The sequence below is a fragment of the Nitrospira sp. CR1.1 genome, from assembly GCA_014055465.1.
In the GTDB taxonomy this organism is placed as follows: Bacteria; Nitrospirota; Nitrospiria; order Nitrospirales; family Nitrospiraceae; genus Nitrospira_A.
The window spans coordinates 80,754-95,499 of record WIAF01000013.1 but is presented as its reverse complement, the minus strand read 5'-3'; the positions used below and the strand labels follow the sequence as shown (position 1 = coordinate 95,499).

The 14,746-nt window shown below is 54.7% G+C and carries 11 protein-coding genes; 7 read left to right on the top strand and 4 right to left on the bottom strand.

Features of this window, described 5'->3' with window-relative positions; genetic code table 11:
• Window positions 1-499: 499 nt before the first annotated feature.
• The 4 genes from GDA65_18285 to GDA65_18270 all read right to left on the bottom strand — a co-directional run bounded on the left by GDA65_18285 (window position 500) and on the right by GDA65_18270 (window position 5,500).
• Window positions 500-1,810, bottom strand: coding sequence for an acyltransferase family protein (locus GDA65_18285; GenBank protein MBA5864633.1), 1,311 nt, complete (start codon window positions 1,808-1,810; stop codon window positions 500-502).
• Window positions 1,588-2,988 (bottom strand): MBOAT family protein, encoded by a 1,401-nt coding sequence (locus GDA65_18280; GenBank protein MBA5864632.1) that lies wholly within the window; start codon window positions 2,986-2,988, stop codon window positions 1,588-1,590. The genes GDA65_18285 and GDA65_18280 overlap by 223 nt, the downstream gene beginning before the upstream one ends.
• 9 nt (window positions 2,989-2,997) lie before the next feature.
• Window positions 2,998-4,050: a hypothetical protein gene (locus tag GDA65_18275; protein ID MBA5864631.1), complete on the bottom strand. Its 1,053-nt coding sequence runs from the start codon at window positions 4,048-4,050 to the stop codon at window positions 2,998-3,000.
• A 520-nt stretch (window positions 4,051-4,570) separates the two neighbouring features.
• Window positions 4,571-5,500, bottom strand: a complete 930-nt coding sequence (locus tag GDA65_18270; protein ID MBA5864630.1) for a hypothetical protein — start codon at window positions 5,498-5,500, stop codon at window positions 4,571-4,573.
• 569 nt (window positions 5,501-6,069) lie between these two features.
• Between GDA65_18270 and GDA65_18265 the strand changes: the two genes are divergently transcribed.
• The 7 genes from GDA65_18265 to GDA65_18235 all read left to right on the top strand — a co-directional run bounded on the left by GDA65_18265 (window position 6,070) and on the right by GDA65_18235 (window position 14,746).
• Window positions 6,070-7,353: a nucleotide sugar dehydrogenase gene (locus GDA65_18265; protein MBA5864629.1), complete on the top strand. Its 1,284-nt coding sequence runs from the start codon at window positions 6,070-6,072 to the stop codon at window positions 7,351-7,353.
• A gap of 231 nt (window positions 7,354-7,584) precedes the next feature.
• Window positions 7,585-9,963 (top strand): hypothetical protein, encoded by a 2,379-nt coding sequence (locus GDA65_18260; protein ID MBA5864628.1) that lies wholly within the window; start codon window positions 7,585-7,587, stop codon window positions 9,961-9,963.
• On the top strand, window positions 9,762-10,466 hold the full coding sequence (locus GDA65_18255) for a prepilin-type N-terminal cleavage/methylation domain-containing protein (GenBank protein ID MBA5864627.1): 705 nt from the start codon (window positions 9,762-9,764) through the stop codon (window positions 10,464-10,466). Before GDA65_18260 ends, GDA65_18255 begins: the two co-directional genes overlap by 202 nt.
• Window positions 10,441-10,848 carry a prepilin-type N-terminal cleavage/methylation domain-containing protein gene (locus GDA65_18250; protein MBA5864626.1) on the top strand — a complete coding sequence of 136 codons (408 nt, stop codon included), beginning with the start codon at window positions 10,441-10,443 and terminating at the stop codon, window positions 10,846-10,848. Before GDA65_18255 ends, GDA65_18250 begins: the two co-directional genes overlap by 26 nt.
• Entirely contained in the window at window positions 10,766-11,692 is a 927-nt protein-coding gene (locus GDA65_18245) for a LysM peptidoglycan-binding domain-containing protein (protein MBA5864625.1), read from the top strand. Before GDA65_18250 ends, GDA65_18245 begins: the two co-directional genes overlap by 83 nt.
• Window positions 11,693-11,734: 42 nt before the next feature.
• The gene (locus GDA65_18240) at window positions 11,735-12,949 is read left to right on the top strand and encodes a type II secretion system F family protein (protein MBA5864624.1); all 1,215 of its coding nucleotides are present in this window, start codon (window positions 11,735-11,737) and stop codon (window positions 12,947-12,949) included.
• A gap of 63 nt (window positions 12,950-13,012) precedes the next feature.
• Window positions 13,013-14,746, top strand: coding sequence for a pilus assembly protein PilB (locus tag GDA65_18235; protein MBA5864623.1), 1,734 nt, complete (start codon window positions 13,013-13,015; stop codon window positions 14,744-14,746).

The following is a 14,746-nucleotide window of genomic DNA, read 5'->3' as shown; positions in this document are numbered from 1 at the left end:
AAGGATTAGCACGCTATCTGACGTTCTACAACCAGACCAGGCCGCACCAGGCGCTTGACGGCCACACACCCGATGGAGTGTACTTTGACCACCTACCGACACAGCACACCGCTGCATAGGTAGAACACCGCCAGGCTCCACCTAAGAAAGAAAACATTCTGTCTAACCAACCGGGGCCACCTCTATAAGACTATAGACCTTTATTCCGGATAGGTTTTGCGGATGTCGTGCCAAATGATATTCGTTTGCAGGGATCTGCTTCCCAGTTCGCTGTTTCCCGATTTTCCGCACAATTGTTCGTCGAGCCTCATGGACCGTCCCTCCGCAAAGCTAGATTATTTGACTTGGATTTAGCCTGTGCTCTGAGCCCCCTGGCTCTAGTGTTATGCTCCCCATCGTGTGGACCCATCACCCCACAGCTGGACTGCCCAGCCAATGCTGGATTTTCGGGTAAGGTCAATCCCACTTGAAGAAACTGCATTATGCTGAAGATTGTCCATTATGATGCAGGAACGGGTGGCGGAGAAGGCCGGAGGGATTCTCCGAACAGTATCCGGCCATAAGGGTGTTGAAAGAGAAGACTCGTGAAGAGAGCGGAAGCGGACAAGGTTGCCGTTGTCAGGAAGATAAAGAATAAGGGGGTGGACGGGGAAAGCAGACGAACGAGAATCAAGGAGAATATTTTCATGACGAGAGGAATATGTACAAGATAAATTCCCATAGATCTCCGTCCGAGACTGGAGAGAAGTTGGAATTGATCAGGCCGTGAAAAGAAAAAAAGATAGGATCCGAACAAGAGAAGAAATTGACTGAAAACAGCCATTCCGTCAAAGAACGATGCGAGCAAGAGCCCTACGGCAATAGCGACAGCCGACAACCATGAGGCTGGTGCCTTTAGCACTGGTATCCACGGAACGACCGCCACTCCGGCGAGATAAAACTGCATTCCCCAAAGTGCGTGATAGATGGGGTCGAGTCCGGGAAAGAACCAGGATTGGAGCGGGAGAGTGTGAAAGAGAATTATATAGACTACGACTATTGCGATCTGATGAACCGGGCTGGCATGGGTCACTCGATAAGTGATCTTTGACGCAGTACGGATAAAAAAAAGAGATAAGAGAAAATACATCTGGGATGAAAATGAAGACAGGTAGCCAGCTAAGAATACGTCACGCCAATTCTGCCCGTACACGATATGCGTCGAACTGTTGTCCATATATTCAAAGCCCATGCGTAGAATGCAATAAGCAAGGGTAAATACCATCCAAGGCAACAGTAACCGTCGTGCACTTTTGCGAACATAGGTTCCGTAGTTGAGGGCGCCACTGGATTGATGACCTAACGCGAATAGGATTCCATCGACGAGAAAAAACACCGGTACAGCGACAGTGCGGGAGAGAAATCCAAGGAGTTGAGCATTTTCTTGGGTAAGTTGGGAATATCCGAGGGCGTGAGTTGCGACGACCATACCGATCGCCATACCACGAAAACTATCCAGGTAAACCATCCTGTTGCCGGATCGATTTCGCATATCTTCCCTAGAGAATCCCGACGAGGTCGCTATTAACGACCTATCACCTATGTCCGCTAAAATTGAAAATAGATAAAGGATGGCGCTTCGAGCGTCATTCCCGCATAGATCAGCAGCAAGGTGGCATAGGTGACAGCTTGAACCGGCACAGGTCTCATGATCCACCACTGTGCAAATCTCTCCAAGCTCGGTGTCGGTAAGAGGTGAAGAACTATACCCAGTCCCAATACAATGTAAAATACGCCGCTTAGTCTTGTGCCCACTGTGAGCCGGCTCCATCCCTCAATAAAATCCAGGAAATTGTTGAAGTCCTGGACTCGAAACAGCAGCCAACCGAAGGCGATCAAATGGAAGCACCCGATTTGCCGTAAAAGTCTTTGTATAGCAGTTTGTGGGCTGCCGGTCTTGGCTCCTTGTCTGGCAATAGAAAGCAGGAAGCCATGGTATAGGCCCCAACAAATGAAATGAAGTGCGGCACCATGCCACAAGCCCCCCAAAAACATCGTGATCATCAAGTTCATTTTCACTCGCCAGGGCGCCGCTCGATTTCCGCCGAGGGAGATATAGAGGTAATCTCTCAACCATGTTGAAAGAGAGATATGCCAACGAGTCCAGAACTCTCGAACGTTTTGTGACAAATAAGGTCGGTTAAAATTCTGGGGTAGATCGTAGCCGAGCATCTTGGCGAGTCCAATCGCTATATCACTGTAGCCTGAAAAATCGTAATAAATCTGGAACGTGTACGCATAGAGGCCGATCAATAGATCCCAGGATGAGAACGTGAGGGGGTGAGTGAAGATGTTGTCGACCGCGAGGGTGGCGAGGAGATCGGCAATCAGCACCTTTTTTGAAAGGCCCTTGAAGACGAGAAATAGTCCGTCGTGGAACCGCTGGGTGGTGACGTTGGGAAGATGGTGTAGCTGTGGGAGAAATTGCTTCGCTCGCACAATGGGGCCAGCAATGAGTTGGGGGAAAAAGGCGACGAAGACGGCAAACTTTAGAAAACTTCGCTCGAGGACGTGTTCTCCGCGATAGATGTCGATGGTGTAACTCATTGTTTGAAACGTATAAAAGGAAATGCCGACCGGCAATAGGAGTTCATGTCTAAACAGAGACATGTCCCACCCAAAGAGAGCCATCGCCGGCCCTGAGACGTCCATGAAAAAATTGTAGTATTTGAATAGCCCGAGCAGGCCTAAGTTAGAAGTCAGGCTTACGATCAGAATGCCAAGCCTGGCGCGCGGACGCTGCTCACGCGCGAGCACCAAGCCTACTGAGTAGTCGACGATGGTTGAGAATGCAAGCAAGCCCGCATATTTCCAGTTCCAGCTCATGTAAAAGAAATAGCTGGCGGCCAGCAATAACACATCTCGCCACCGCTCGCGGTAAAAGACGAGGGTGTACAGTATCAACACGCAGATAAAGAATGCTGCAAACTCGATTGAATTAAAGTTCACGGTCGTTCTCTAGTGGATGCTCAGTATCCCGCCGGCAAGCTGTTTGGGAGTCTGGGTGTGAAGTTCTGCAAAAATTGTCTGTGCAACTTTCTGATGTCCGTCCGGAGTGAAGTGGACAAAATCTCGAAAATATTCTGGATGACCCGATACCGAAGCATCGATGTCAACCACGAGGACATGCTCCTCATTTGCTACACGCTTCAAAATATGATTGAAGCGTGTGATCGTATCGAACCAGCCGGGAAGAGACAGATACACGTTGTACCGGAATAGCAGGTCCGGAACCTCAGGGGGAACATTCGGCAGGCTTTTCCGGGTGTGACTGGTTGCGAATGTGCACAAAATAGGCTGCGCTCCCACCTGTCTCACCGTATTCACAAACTCTTTCACCTGTCGTTCAAACTCCTCGTCTGCACGGTCCCCTAAGGTATCAGCTAAGACTCGCTGTCCCGTCAGCTTGTTGGAGACATTTCCTTTTAGGAGGGCGTATACGGAGGTGGCTTCGTACCATTGTGCGATACGGCTCGCTTGGGGGGGCGATGGTGGATTGTTTGATACTTGTTCCTTGGGGGGGCTGGGGTGCTTTCCCGACAGCAGCTGTTTAGAGAGTTTGGTGATTTGGGTCGACATTTGATACAGGATTACGACATCCGGTTGAGCAAGCACACCACGTGTCGCTAATTCTGTCCGATTGGCTTCTATATCCATCCCGGCATGGCTGGCATTGATGACTGTGACCGGTTGTCCTGTGGTCTTGAGCAATGTCTCCAGTCGTGAGGGAAAAACCAGTTCCCGGCTCAGATAGATATCCTCAGCATGCGAGGATGATGCGATCCAGTAGCGGGTTTCCCCCTTTTTTTTGTCGGGTGCGTCTGAGGCAGGGGTGGCCTTTGGATTTTGAGGAGAGGGAGACGCAGTGGTGTCGGATATATCCTGTCGCTGGAAAGTGCCGAAAGCAATCGTATCAAATCCGCGGAAATGGGCGCGGATCTCCAAGGCGCTTTCGATAAGCACCAGGTAGAAAAGTCCCAACACGAGTACGCGCAGCAGAGAGAAATTCATGTGGTAACGGAGTTTGTGGATGGGATGAAACCAAGGAAATTCAGGCAAAAACAGTAGAGAGCGCCCCCATCACTTCGAGACCACGTGTGTTGTGAATGTTGGGAAACGATGCAGAGTGTTGCGAGGGTCATGCTATGTGCGTCCGGTGGATCACCATAGCTAAGATCGATGCTCCTGCCATGGTAGGCATGCACAGCGTAAGGGGGCAAAAGTAGAATACATTTAGAGGGGCAGACTGTACACGAAATTTTCGCTTCCGACCAGTAATTGATAGCGGATCACCTGTTATACTCGGCAAAACCTATACGTCTGGTGTGGTAACGGATGTCTCCTCCGCGTCAATGTTGAGGGCATCGAAGAAGTGGTCGGTTTCAAGGCACGAGCAGGTGATGCGGAAAGCTTGTGGTTATCGGTTGCAATCAGATGGATTGCTCTGTAGCGGACCGCAATCGATGTTTATCAGATTGCGGTCCCTTTAGCTATCGGAGCGAGTCCAGTCCACGTGGATAGCAAGTGTTGATTATGGGGTCGTCACGCTTCTAATTGTCGGATTGGCAGGAGGTCCAGGAGGTTGATCGGTCGAGGCTCCTCCGCCACCTACGGATATATGAAGGTGATCGACAAAGTGGCTCCAATTAACGGTCGGCAGGGGGTTAAGATAACCATCCCAGGTTTCGGACCAAGCCCATTCATTTAGGCCAGCTGGTGCATAATTCAAATTGGTGTAGTTCCCGGCTGGAACTCCATTGACCCACCAACGAACGATGCCATCGCGGGATGTGGCGGTCGTACTTTTCTTAATGTACGCTTCCAGCTTGGTCCATACTCCGACCGTGAGCGTGCCGGATCCGACGTTGGGGTAGCAAGCTTCGCCCAGGGCAAAAGCACACGCATGGTTATTATTAATCCCGCCTGTATTGTGTCCGAAGATCATTGCCCCCGAACCGTTGTTCAGCACTGCGTTATTAAAGAGGAAAACTCCATTACTACCAGGCCCGCGCATGAAGAACGTTTTGTTCCCCTGTGGGCGTCCTTGAAACTCTGGATTGGTGCGCCAGATAAGGCCGACATACATCTCACTATAAATTTGTGGCATCTGGTAATTGAGCTGCATACCACCTGAGGAATTACCGGCATAGATGGTAGATTTCACAACATTCCCAGGCGAAATGGGGGCAGATGAATCGGAAGCTATCTCGGACGATGAGTAAGCGTCAAGAATTCCACAACCACTCACGCTATTAAACGGGCAGTCCATTACGACGCTGGCCCCCGACGGTTCATTCGTCCAAACCCCGGCTGCCTGAGTCTGTGTTGTGGAAAGCCCGAAGGTCAGGGTCAGCAGGGCCACAATAGTAGCCAACCTCTTGGAGGCGTGAAGTGTTGCGTTGCCGTCCATGATTGTCCTCTTCTTCGCAGTGAGAATGGTGGTGGTCGCTAATGTGGTCATGCAAATCAGTCTGTCGGAACTACAGCGGCAATCCGGCAGGAGTAGATGAGCTTACGGAACCAATTCCCTTCCTGAAGAAATGCCTGATCGTTGGTCACGGTGAGCAAGATCAATGCCTGCAGAAGCCCAAACGCTCCTACCATACAATAGCGTCCATAAGCTTGCAAATGGTTTCATGATTCTTCGGTGGCTCACCTGAGTCAATCCGATTCGAGGCTTCGAGCGACCACCGCCCTAGTGTGTGCGCGAGAGGTCATTGGCGGCCAAAATCGTTCCATGTGCCGCATGGCAGAGTCAGGAAGCATGAGTACGCACTTTTATTGACGCGCAACATGGGGCGCCAAACTGTCTCGGCGGGTTTATATCAGAAGAGATTATTTTGATGTGAGTGCCGGCCTCTTTCCTTGGCATGAGAAGGTATCGCGACGGTATTGCGCGAGTGGACCGGGAGAAATCAGAGAAAGATGCTCATGGGAAATCGTTGACGGATTGGCGATATTCTGCCATTCTTTTTTCAACATTGACCGAGTGGCGCGGCGACTGACGAGGGGAGTGACATGGCCAAGAAGATGCAGCGGCAGATTGCGGTAGTGGGATTGGGATATGTCGGATTGCCGATTGCGGTGGCATTCGGTAAGTCTGCATCGGTGATTGGGTTCGACATCAATAAGGCGAAGATCGATGAATTGCGCAAAGGGGTGGATCGGACGGGGGAGGTCTCGCCGCAGGACTTGAAATCCAGCCGGGTTCGCTATACGTGCGAGCCGAGCGACCTGAAGACGGCTGATTTTATTATCGTCGCAGTGCCGACTCCGATCAATGATGCGCTGCAGCCAGATCTGACTGCGCTGAAGAAAGCTTCTGAACTGATCGGTGCGAATCTTTCTCCTGGGGCCATCGTCGTCTATGAATCCACGGTGTATCCCGGCGCGACTGAGGAAGATTGTCTGCCGATCCTCGAGAAAGCTTCCGGCATGAAGAGCGGCATCGACTTTAAGATTGGGTATTCACCGGAGCGCATCAATCCCGGTGACAAAGAACATACGCTGGAGCGCATTATCAAGGTCGTCTCTGCGCAGGACGAGGAGTCTTTGGAAATCGTCGCGCAGACGTACGGCCTGGTGGTCAAGGCCGGTATTCACCGGGCCTCCAGCATCAAAGTGGCGGAAGCGGCGAAGGTGATTGAAAACACGCAACGAGATTTGAATATTGCCCTCATGAACGAACTGGCATTGATTTTTCACCGCTTAAGCATTGATACGAGAGATGTGCTGGCGGCGGCCGGAACGAAATGGAATTTTTTGAGGTTCAGTCCCGGTCTGGTCGGGGGACATTGTATAGGTGTAGACCCCTATTATCTGACCGCGAAAGCAGAATCAGTAGGGTATCACCCCCAAGTCATCCTGGCGGGTCGGCGTATCAACAACAGCATGGGGAAGTATGTAGCCGAACAAACCATGAAGCTCTTGAGCCAGGTCGAACGACCGGTCAGTGATTTACGGGTCGGCGTGCTCGGACTGACGTTCAAGGAAAATGTTCCGGATCTTCGCAACAGCCGAGTCCCTGATATCATCAATGAGTTGAAGGAGTATGGGATTCAAGTTGCCGTGCACGATCCGCTCGCAGAGCCTGAGGAGGCGGTTGGAGAGTATGGGCTTCGCCTCTCCTCCTGGGACCAGTTGAAGCAACTCGACTGCATTGTTCTGGCGGTTGCCCATCGCGAATATTTAAGCATGAGCGTGCCGGAGCTGCTCAAGCCGTTGCGGAAGCAACGCAACAATGTCGTGGTTGACGTCAAGAGCGTCCTGAGTCCGGATGCCTTGCCTGGGTCCGTGAAATATTGGCGACTGTAGGCTGTTCCCAACCGGCCGGAGGGCTGCTCCACACTTCTTGCCGAATATCTGTAGCCGGTCTCCCAGCTTTTCTGCCGGTCAAATCTCCCAACAGCTAAATCCTCGTCTCATACCTGCCGAAACAGGTATGAGACGAGGATTTATGGCGGCACCGTCCAAAGCGAGAAACTGATTGTCGCGTGTGTATCAGTTTGGTATACCAAAGAGGTTGTAACCTTGTTGATCAGATGTATGCAGTCACCCTTCCGTTCTACACGCGTCGACATCGACTGTAAGTGGCTTCGCCGGCTGGCTATGGCCGTTGCCGGTTGGGCATGGTGTCTGGCGCTCGCGGCCTGCGGCACATTCACTTCTCCCGACGTCAAACGCGGGGATCAACATCTCGCGGCAGGAAATTGGGAGGAGGCCAGTGTCGCGTTCCGGCAGGCGCTCAAGGATGATCCGTTCGAGCCGTCGCTTCAGAACAAGTATCGCATCGCGAGAGAACGTGCCGCCGCGGCGCATGATGAACGCGGCCGCCAATTGCTGAAGGATCGTCAGTTTGATCAGGCGGCCGAGGAGTTCAAGCGCGCCTTGACGATTGAGCCGACGAGCAAGGAGCACGAAGCTGGCTTGACCGAGGCATTGCGATTCAAAGAATCGCGCGACCGGTATCGAGAAGCGGAACGACTGGCGCAGCTGGGACGTGTGACCGAGGCCATGACGGGGTATATGCGGGCCGTGGAGTTGGATCCCACCTATAAGGATGCACTCGAAGGAGTCGCCCGTCTGTCCGCTGAACAGCATGCCGCCGACCGGGATGATCGCCAAAAACAGCCGGTGACGCTGCAGTTTCGCAATGCCGGGCTGAAGGAAGTGGTAGAGGCGCTGGGGAAGGCGGCTCACGTCAATTTCGTGTTCGATAAGGATGTGCGAAACGATCCCATCACCGTATCGCTGGAAGAAAAACCCTTCGACGAGGCGTTGTCGCTGGTCTTGAACAGTAACAGCCTGTTCGCGCAGAAGGCGGGCCCGACGCTCTTCATCATCAGTCCCAACACCAAGCAGAAGCAGGAACAGTATCAGGATCTCATGATCCGGACATTCTATCTGTCGTCCGCGAAGGCGAAAGATATGGTGGCGCTCCTGAAATCCATGCTGGATGTGAAGCATATCCATGGCAATGAGGCGCTCAATACGATCGTCGTTCGCGATCAACCGGAAAAAGTGGAGTTGGCCGAAAAAATCATTCAGGCCAACGATCGCGAAGATTCAGAAGTCCTGTTTGATGTGGAAGTGCTGGAGGTGAACCGGACGGTCGATCAGCAGTACGGGCTTTCGTACCCCAAGCAAATTGGGGCTGCGCTCGTTCCTCCCGGATTTACAGGGGCGATCGCCGGCGACCTTGCACAGCAGTTTACCTACCGCAATTTGGCCAGCTTAGGTCAGGACAGTTACCTGTTCAAGGTCCCCACGAATGTGCAATTGGATTTCTTTAAGCAGATCACAGATGCCAAAACACTCGCCGCGCCGAAAGTGCGAGTGCTGAATAATAAGAAGGCAGAAGTCAACATCGGCGATAAACAGCCGATTCTGTTGTCGACCACGAATGTGCTGCCTGGGCAGGCCGCGACCGGCGCGGTGCCAACCACCTCGACGGTGACGTCGATAGAATTCCGGGATACCGGTGTGAAGCTGACGGTGGAGCCGAACATTCACCTCGCGAACGAGCTTTCCTTAAAGATGAAGATCGAGGTGATTCGCCTGGGAGATACTGTCCTGCTGCAGCAATCTCCGCCGATCACGCAGTTCAAATTCGGCAATCGCTCAGCGGAGACCATGTTGAACGTGCGCGATGGCGAAACCATCATCCTGGGCGGCTTGCTGCAAGAAGAGGATCGTCGCACCAGGGTGACCATTCCATGGATCGGCGACATCCCATTTCTTGGAAATCTTCTGAGTTCCTTCAAGACCCAACGGGTGACGACGGAGGTGATCCTGACGATTACTCCGCACATCGTCAATTCACTGCGCATTCCAGGGCCGCAGGGGCAGGCGTTTTGGTCAGGAACCGAATCCGTGTATTCCACGTCACCATTATTTGCCATGCAACCAAAGCCGATCTCGACCCGGGTCGCAGTCCCGACGGTTCCCGGAACGGCCATTGAGAAAAGCGGGTCGAAGACATCACACACGAGCGCGACGAGTTCAGACGTCGCTTCGCCCCGGCTTCAGTTGTCCATTCAACCTCCGGACGCCACGGTTCAGATGGAGAAAGAGATTCGTGTGGATGTGGTGGCCACTCAGGCCCACGGGTTCGACACGGAAACGTTCACATTGGAGTTTGACCCGAAGATTCTCGAGTTTCGAGATGCGACGCTTGGTGAAGTCTTAGGCACCGAGGCCGGCAAAGCTCCGGTGGCCGCAACATCGTCTGTAACAGAAGGCATTGTCGAACTGCGGCTGCACCGATCGGCGACTGCCACCAAAGAAGAAGGCCGCCTGTTACGATTGACCTTCCTCGCCAAGTCCCCGGGGGTCTCGCCGGTGCGGCTGCAGATGGCCAAACATCCCGGCCAAAACGTGCCGGAGGGAGCCGGCGAAGCCTCAGGAGTGGTGAGAGTGCGGTGAAACAGTCCGGCGTGACGCTGCTTGAGTTGCTCGTGACCCTGACGATTCTCTCCATCCTTGCTGCAGTTGCGCTGCCGTTTACCAAGGTTTCCACCAAGCGGACGAAGGAGATCGAGCTACGGCAGAATCTCAGGGTGATTCGGGCGGCAATCGACGCGTTTCATCTGGAATGGGCGCGTGACGGCGACACGCTGATCGGTCCGGCCTGCGTCAAGAACCGGTTGAGTTGCAAAGACGTCACCGGCCCGTACGGCTATCCGAAGTCGCTCGATGCCTTACTGGGCGTCAAACTCACAGGCGAGCAAGCGACGGTGCGGGGGACGACGATTCGGCGCTACCTGCGTTCAGTCCCCGTGGATCCGATGACCGGAGCAGCCGATTGGCGCCTGCGTTGCTACCGGGATCCTGCCAGTGTGAAAGACTGGTGTGGAGAAGACATTTACGATGTTACGACGCAGAGTCAAGAATTGGCGTTGGATGGCTCGAAATACCGAGAGTGGTAAATGTGCAGGGGCCTTGTCGTCCTCGCAGGGTTTTACGATTATCGAGTTGATGATTGTGGTGACGATTGTGGGGATTCTTGCCACATTGGCGGTGCCCTCCTACCACGCGGCAATCATCAAAGCGAAGGAAGGGGCCTTGCGTCAGGATTTGTTTTCGTTACGCGATGTGATCGATCAGCACCGCGCCGACAAGGGGAAGTATCCGGAAAGTATTCAAGCCTTAGTATCAGCCGGCTATCTCCGGAGGGTCCCGACCGATCCGTTGACCGGCGCCACCACATCGTGGCAAGAGATGGTCGATGAAGCCGAGGGCGGGATGGTCGATGTGTTTTCAGGGTCCGAACTGGTCGGTAGCAACGGGGTACCCTACAACCAATGGTAAGGCGATGAACATCATGATACAGCCACAGGTTCCTGCGCGACGGATGGGCGTCGGGTTACGATTCGGGTGCTGGTTGGCCGCATTGCTGCTGTGTGAGTCCTGGGGAGGTTGTGCGAGGGTCACGCCCAATCACGAACCGGCTCCCACCGACCTGCAGGTGGCGGCAGACTCCCTCAAGGTGGCGGTCCGCGAGGCGCAGCGCACGGCAGCGGAGTTGCGTACGGAACTGGATGAGCAAAGAAAAGAACTTGCCGACGCGCAAGTGGCGCGGGCACAACTTCAGGGCATGCTGCGAGAAACCGAGCGGCGATTAACGGAGGCCCGTCAGATCATCGAGTTGCAGCGTGAGGAGCTCACCTCAGCCCGCGAAGAACGGGAACGGGTAGCTCAGGCGGTTCAGCCGTTCAGCGGGCAGGGCAGGGCATCATCTGGGACAGCGCCTTCGCGCAGCAAGAGCCTGATGGCTGGTCGGGATATCACAACTCCGACGTCCGTCGACACGCAGGAGCACATGAGCGAGGGATCCCCGGTGCAAGAAGAAGCGACTCCGCAACCCCTGCCGCGCAATCGCGAGGCCGCATCCGACGTACTTGTCGCACCGGCGGCAGCACTCCCTGGCTCCCCACTTCCCAAAGGAAAGCCGTTGGGGCGAACGATCGTGGTGCAAGGCGGGGATACGTTGTGGCGGCTTGCGCGCCGGCACAAGGTTGAGTTAGAGGCCATCCGCGCCCTCAACGGCTTGTCAGGTAACCTTATCGTGGCCGGACGAACGCTCCGTTTGCCGGAGCAGGGTCTGCAGCAGGCGGCTGTGCCGACGCCTACTCTCGGCACGCTGATTCAATAAAGGCTGAGGATCATCGCGTGATGTGCCGGGCCGAATGAACTCATGGCTGTCTTCTCCTATAGAGCGGCTCGCGCGGATGGAACGACCTTCGAGGGCCACATCGAAGGCGATGACGAGCATGTGGCCAGGGCCAAGCTCGAGGCAGACGGTCTGCTGGTATTTCGTCTTTCCCGAAGCGGAGCGGGCTTCGGTGTGCCGGGCCTGTCCGCCGGCCGTTGGGGAAAGCTTCCCCTTCAAGACTTTCTCGTGTTCAATCAAGAGCTACTGGCCTTGATCAAGGCGGGGCTGCCGGTGTTGCGGGTGTGGGATCTCCTCATTGATCGCACCCAGCGTGCGCCTTTTCGAGAAGCGCTCAAGGCCGTCCGGCAGGATATTCGTGGCGGGGCCTCGGCATCTGAGGCCTTGGGGAAGCATGCGACCTATTTTTCAGATCTCTACCTGGCCACCATCCGCGCCGGTGAACAGTCAGGAAACTTGGCGGAGGTGCTGCAGCGGTACATTGCCTATTTGAAACTCATGATCAGCCTTCGCCAAAAGGTGACGAAGGCATTGGCGTATCCGGGTTTTCTCGTGGTGGTCGGCGTGGCGGTGGTCGGATTTCTACTGAGTTATGTCATGCCGACGTTCATCTCTGTCTACGGCGAATCATCCGCGAATCTGCCGACGCCCACGCGGTTGCTCATCTCCGTGATTCATATGGGGGAGGCGCAATTGATTCCCGTGGCCATCATCGTCATCGTGGCGCTGGTGATGGGCCGCGCATGGTACCAAACATCGGCCGGACGCTTGTCCGTAGACCGGAACCTGTTGCGGTTGCCGTTACTCGGGATCATTCTTGTGGAGCATCATACAATCCAATTGACGCGTACGCTCGCCACGGTATTAGCGGGAGGCACCCCGATCGTGGAGGCGCTGGAGATTGCGCGGGGCGCTGTATCGAACCGCTTTGTGTCACGAGGGCTGGTGTCCGCGGTCAACGAAATTCGCGAAGGCAGTACGCTTGCGGCCGCTATTGAGCGGCCCAAAATCCTGCCCAAGCTGGCAATCGAAATGCTGTCGGTCGGGGAGGAAACCGGCTCGCTTGAGCCGATGCTCAGGGATGTCGCTGAATTTTATGAAGGCGATCTCGATGTACGGCTCAGTCAGCTGACCACCTGGATTGAGCCGGTCTTGCTGCTGGTCATGGGGTTGCTCGTCGGCGGAATTGTCATCATCATGTACTTGCCTATTTTTCAAATGGCCGGGACGATTCAATAATGCGACGACGCGGATGTCATCAGCCTATCGCCTCGTATTTCTTCAGGGTTGGAGACCGGTAGTATGGCCATGCAACGTCATCTCACTCGCCCGTCACTAGCCGATGTGCTGGTGCGTGAAGGCATTCTGCCACGCCGTACGGTAGACCAGGTCGTGGCTCGCCTCGGGGGCAGTACCACCGCCTTGGGGCCGACGCTTGTTGAAGACGGCACCATTTCAGAGACGCAGTTGGCCCAGGCGTTGGCTGCGCAGTATGGCCTTCCGTATGACGCGCTCACCGGTTTCCGTGTGGATTCGGAGTTCTATCACACCATTTCCGTCAAATTGATGCGCCGTCATCCGTTTGTGCCGCTGAAAGATGAGGCGGGTGTTTTAACCATTGCGATTTCCGATCCCCAGAACCTGTTGGCGCTGGATGAACTGGAAATTCTGCTCAATCGTCCGTTGCACTATGTGGTGAGTTCAAAGAACGCCATTCAGGCCGCGCTGGAGCGGAGCGAAGGGTCGAGTCAGGCGTTACGCGAACTGGAAGCGGAGTACCGCTCGGTCCTGGTCAAGGAAGACGAACGGGGCGAAGAAGTCTTGACGGTGGACCATTTCGGTGAAGACCAAAGCCCCGTCGTGAAGCTGCTCGACACGATCATGTTGAGCGCCATGCAGCGGCGGGCGAGTGATATTCACATTGAAGCGACGGATCGTGCGACCACGGTCAAATTTCGCGTGGACGGGATTCTCGTCTCTGCCATGGACCCGCTTGATGTGAAACTGCATCCGCCGCTGGTCTCTCGCCTCAAGGTCATGTCCGACCTCGATATTGCGGAGCGGCGGGTGCCGCAGGACGGGAGCTTCCGGATGCGCCTCGACCGGAAAACGGTCGATTTCCGCGTGTCGATTCTCCCGAGTGTCTTCGGTGAATCCGTCGTGATCAGAATTTTGGACCGGGAGGCGATCACGACCGGCGTCTCCACATTGCGGCTGGATCGGCTGGGGTTCAACCCCGAAGATCTCAAACGGTTCCGGCGCGCGATTACACGACCCTACGGGATGGTGCTCGTGACCGGTCCGACCGGAAGCGGTAAGACCACGACGCTCTACGCCGCCATCAGCGAAATGAATATTCAGGAAGACAAGCTGATTACGATCGAAGACCCGGTGGAATATCAGCTGCCCGGCGTGGTGCAAATCCCGGTGAATGAGAAAAAGGGCCTCACATTTGCTCGCGGGTTGCGGTCCATTCTGCGCCACGATCCCGACAAAATCATGGTCGGAGAAATCCGGGATGCTGAAACCGCGCAGATCGCCATTCAATCCGCGCTCACCGGTCATTTGGTGTTGACCACAGTGCACGCCAACAACGTGTTCGATGTGATCGGCCGGTTCGCCTCGATGGGCATCGACTCCTATAATTTCTTAGCGGCGTTGACCTGCGTGTTGGCGCAACGGTTGATTCGAGTGATTTGCCCGGACTGCCGCCATCAGGTCACTCTCGATCAGGCGCTGGCGGAGGAGTCTGGCCTGGATTATGACGAATTCAAGGCCTCGCCGTTTTATGAAGGAAAAGGGTGCTCCGAGTGCCACGACACCGGGTATCGAGGCCGGAAGTGTATTACCGAATTCTTAGACCTGACGGACGAGATCAAGGAAATGATTCTGGCCGATCGTGCATTGTCGGAAATCCGGTATCGCGCGGTGACCGACGGGATGATTACCCTCCGGCAGTCCGCGGTAAAAAAAGTGCTGGCTGGGGAGACGACGCTGCGCGAAATTAACCGCGTGACCTTCAGCGAAGAGCGATAG

Coding starts and splice junctions, on each gene's coding strand:
- GDA65_18285 (MBA5864633.1), bottom strand. CDS start 1,810: ATGGAGCCGGCTCACAGTGGGCACAAGACTAAGCGGCGTATTTTACAT.
- GDA65_18275 (MBA5864631.1), bottom strand. CDS start 4,050: ATGAATTTCTCTCTGCTGCGCGTACTCGTGTTGGGACTTTTCTACCTG.
- GDA65_18270 (MBA5864630.1), bottom strand. CDS start 5,500: ATGACCACATTAGCGACCACCACCATTCTCACTGCGAAGAAGAGGACA.
- GDA65_18265 (MBA5864629.1), top strand. CDS start 6,070: ATGCAGCGGCAGATTGCGGTAGTGGGATTGGGATATGTCGGATTGCCG.
- GDA65_18260 (MBA5864628.1), top strand. CDS start 7,585: ATGCAGTCACCCTTCCGTTCTACACGCGTCGACATCGACTGTAAGTGG.
- GDA65_18250 (MBA5864626.1), top strand. CDS start 10,441: ATGGCTCGAAATACCGAGAGTGGTAAATGTGCAGGGGCCTTGTCGTCC.
- GDA65_18245 (MBA5864625.1), top strand. CDS start 10,766: ATGAAGCCGAGGGCGGGATGGTCGATGTGTTTTCAGGGTCCGAACTGG.
- GDA65_18240 (MBA5864624.1), top strand. CDS start 11,735: ATGGCTGTCTTCTCCTATAGAGCGGCTCGCGCGGATGGAACGACCTTC.
- GDA65_18235 (MBA5864623.1), top strand. CDS start 13,013: ATGGCCATGCAACGTCATCTCACTCGCCCGTCACTAGCCGATGTGCTG.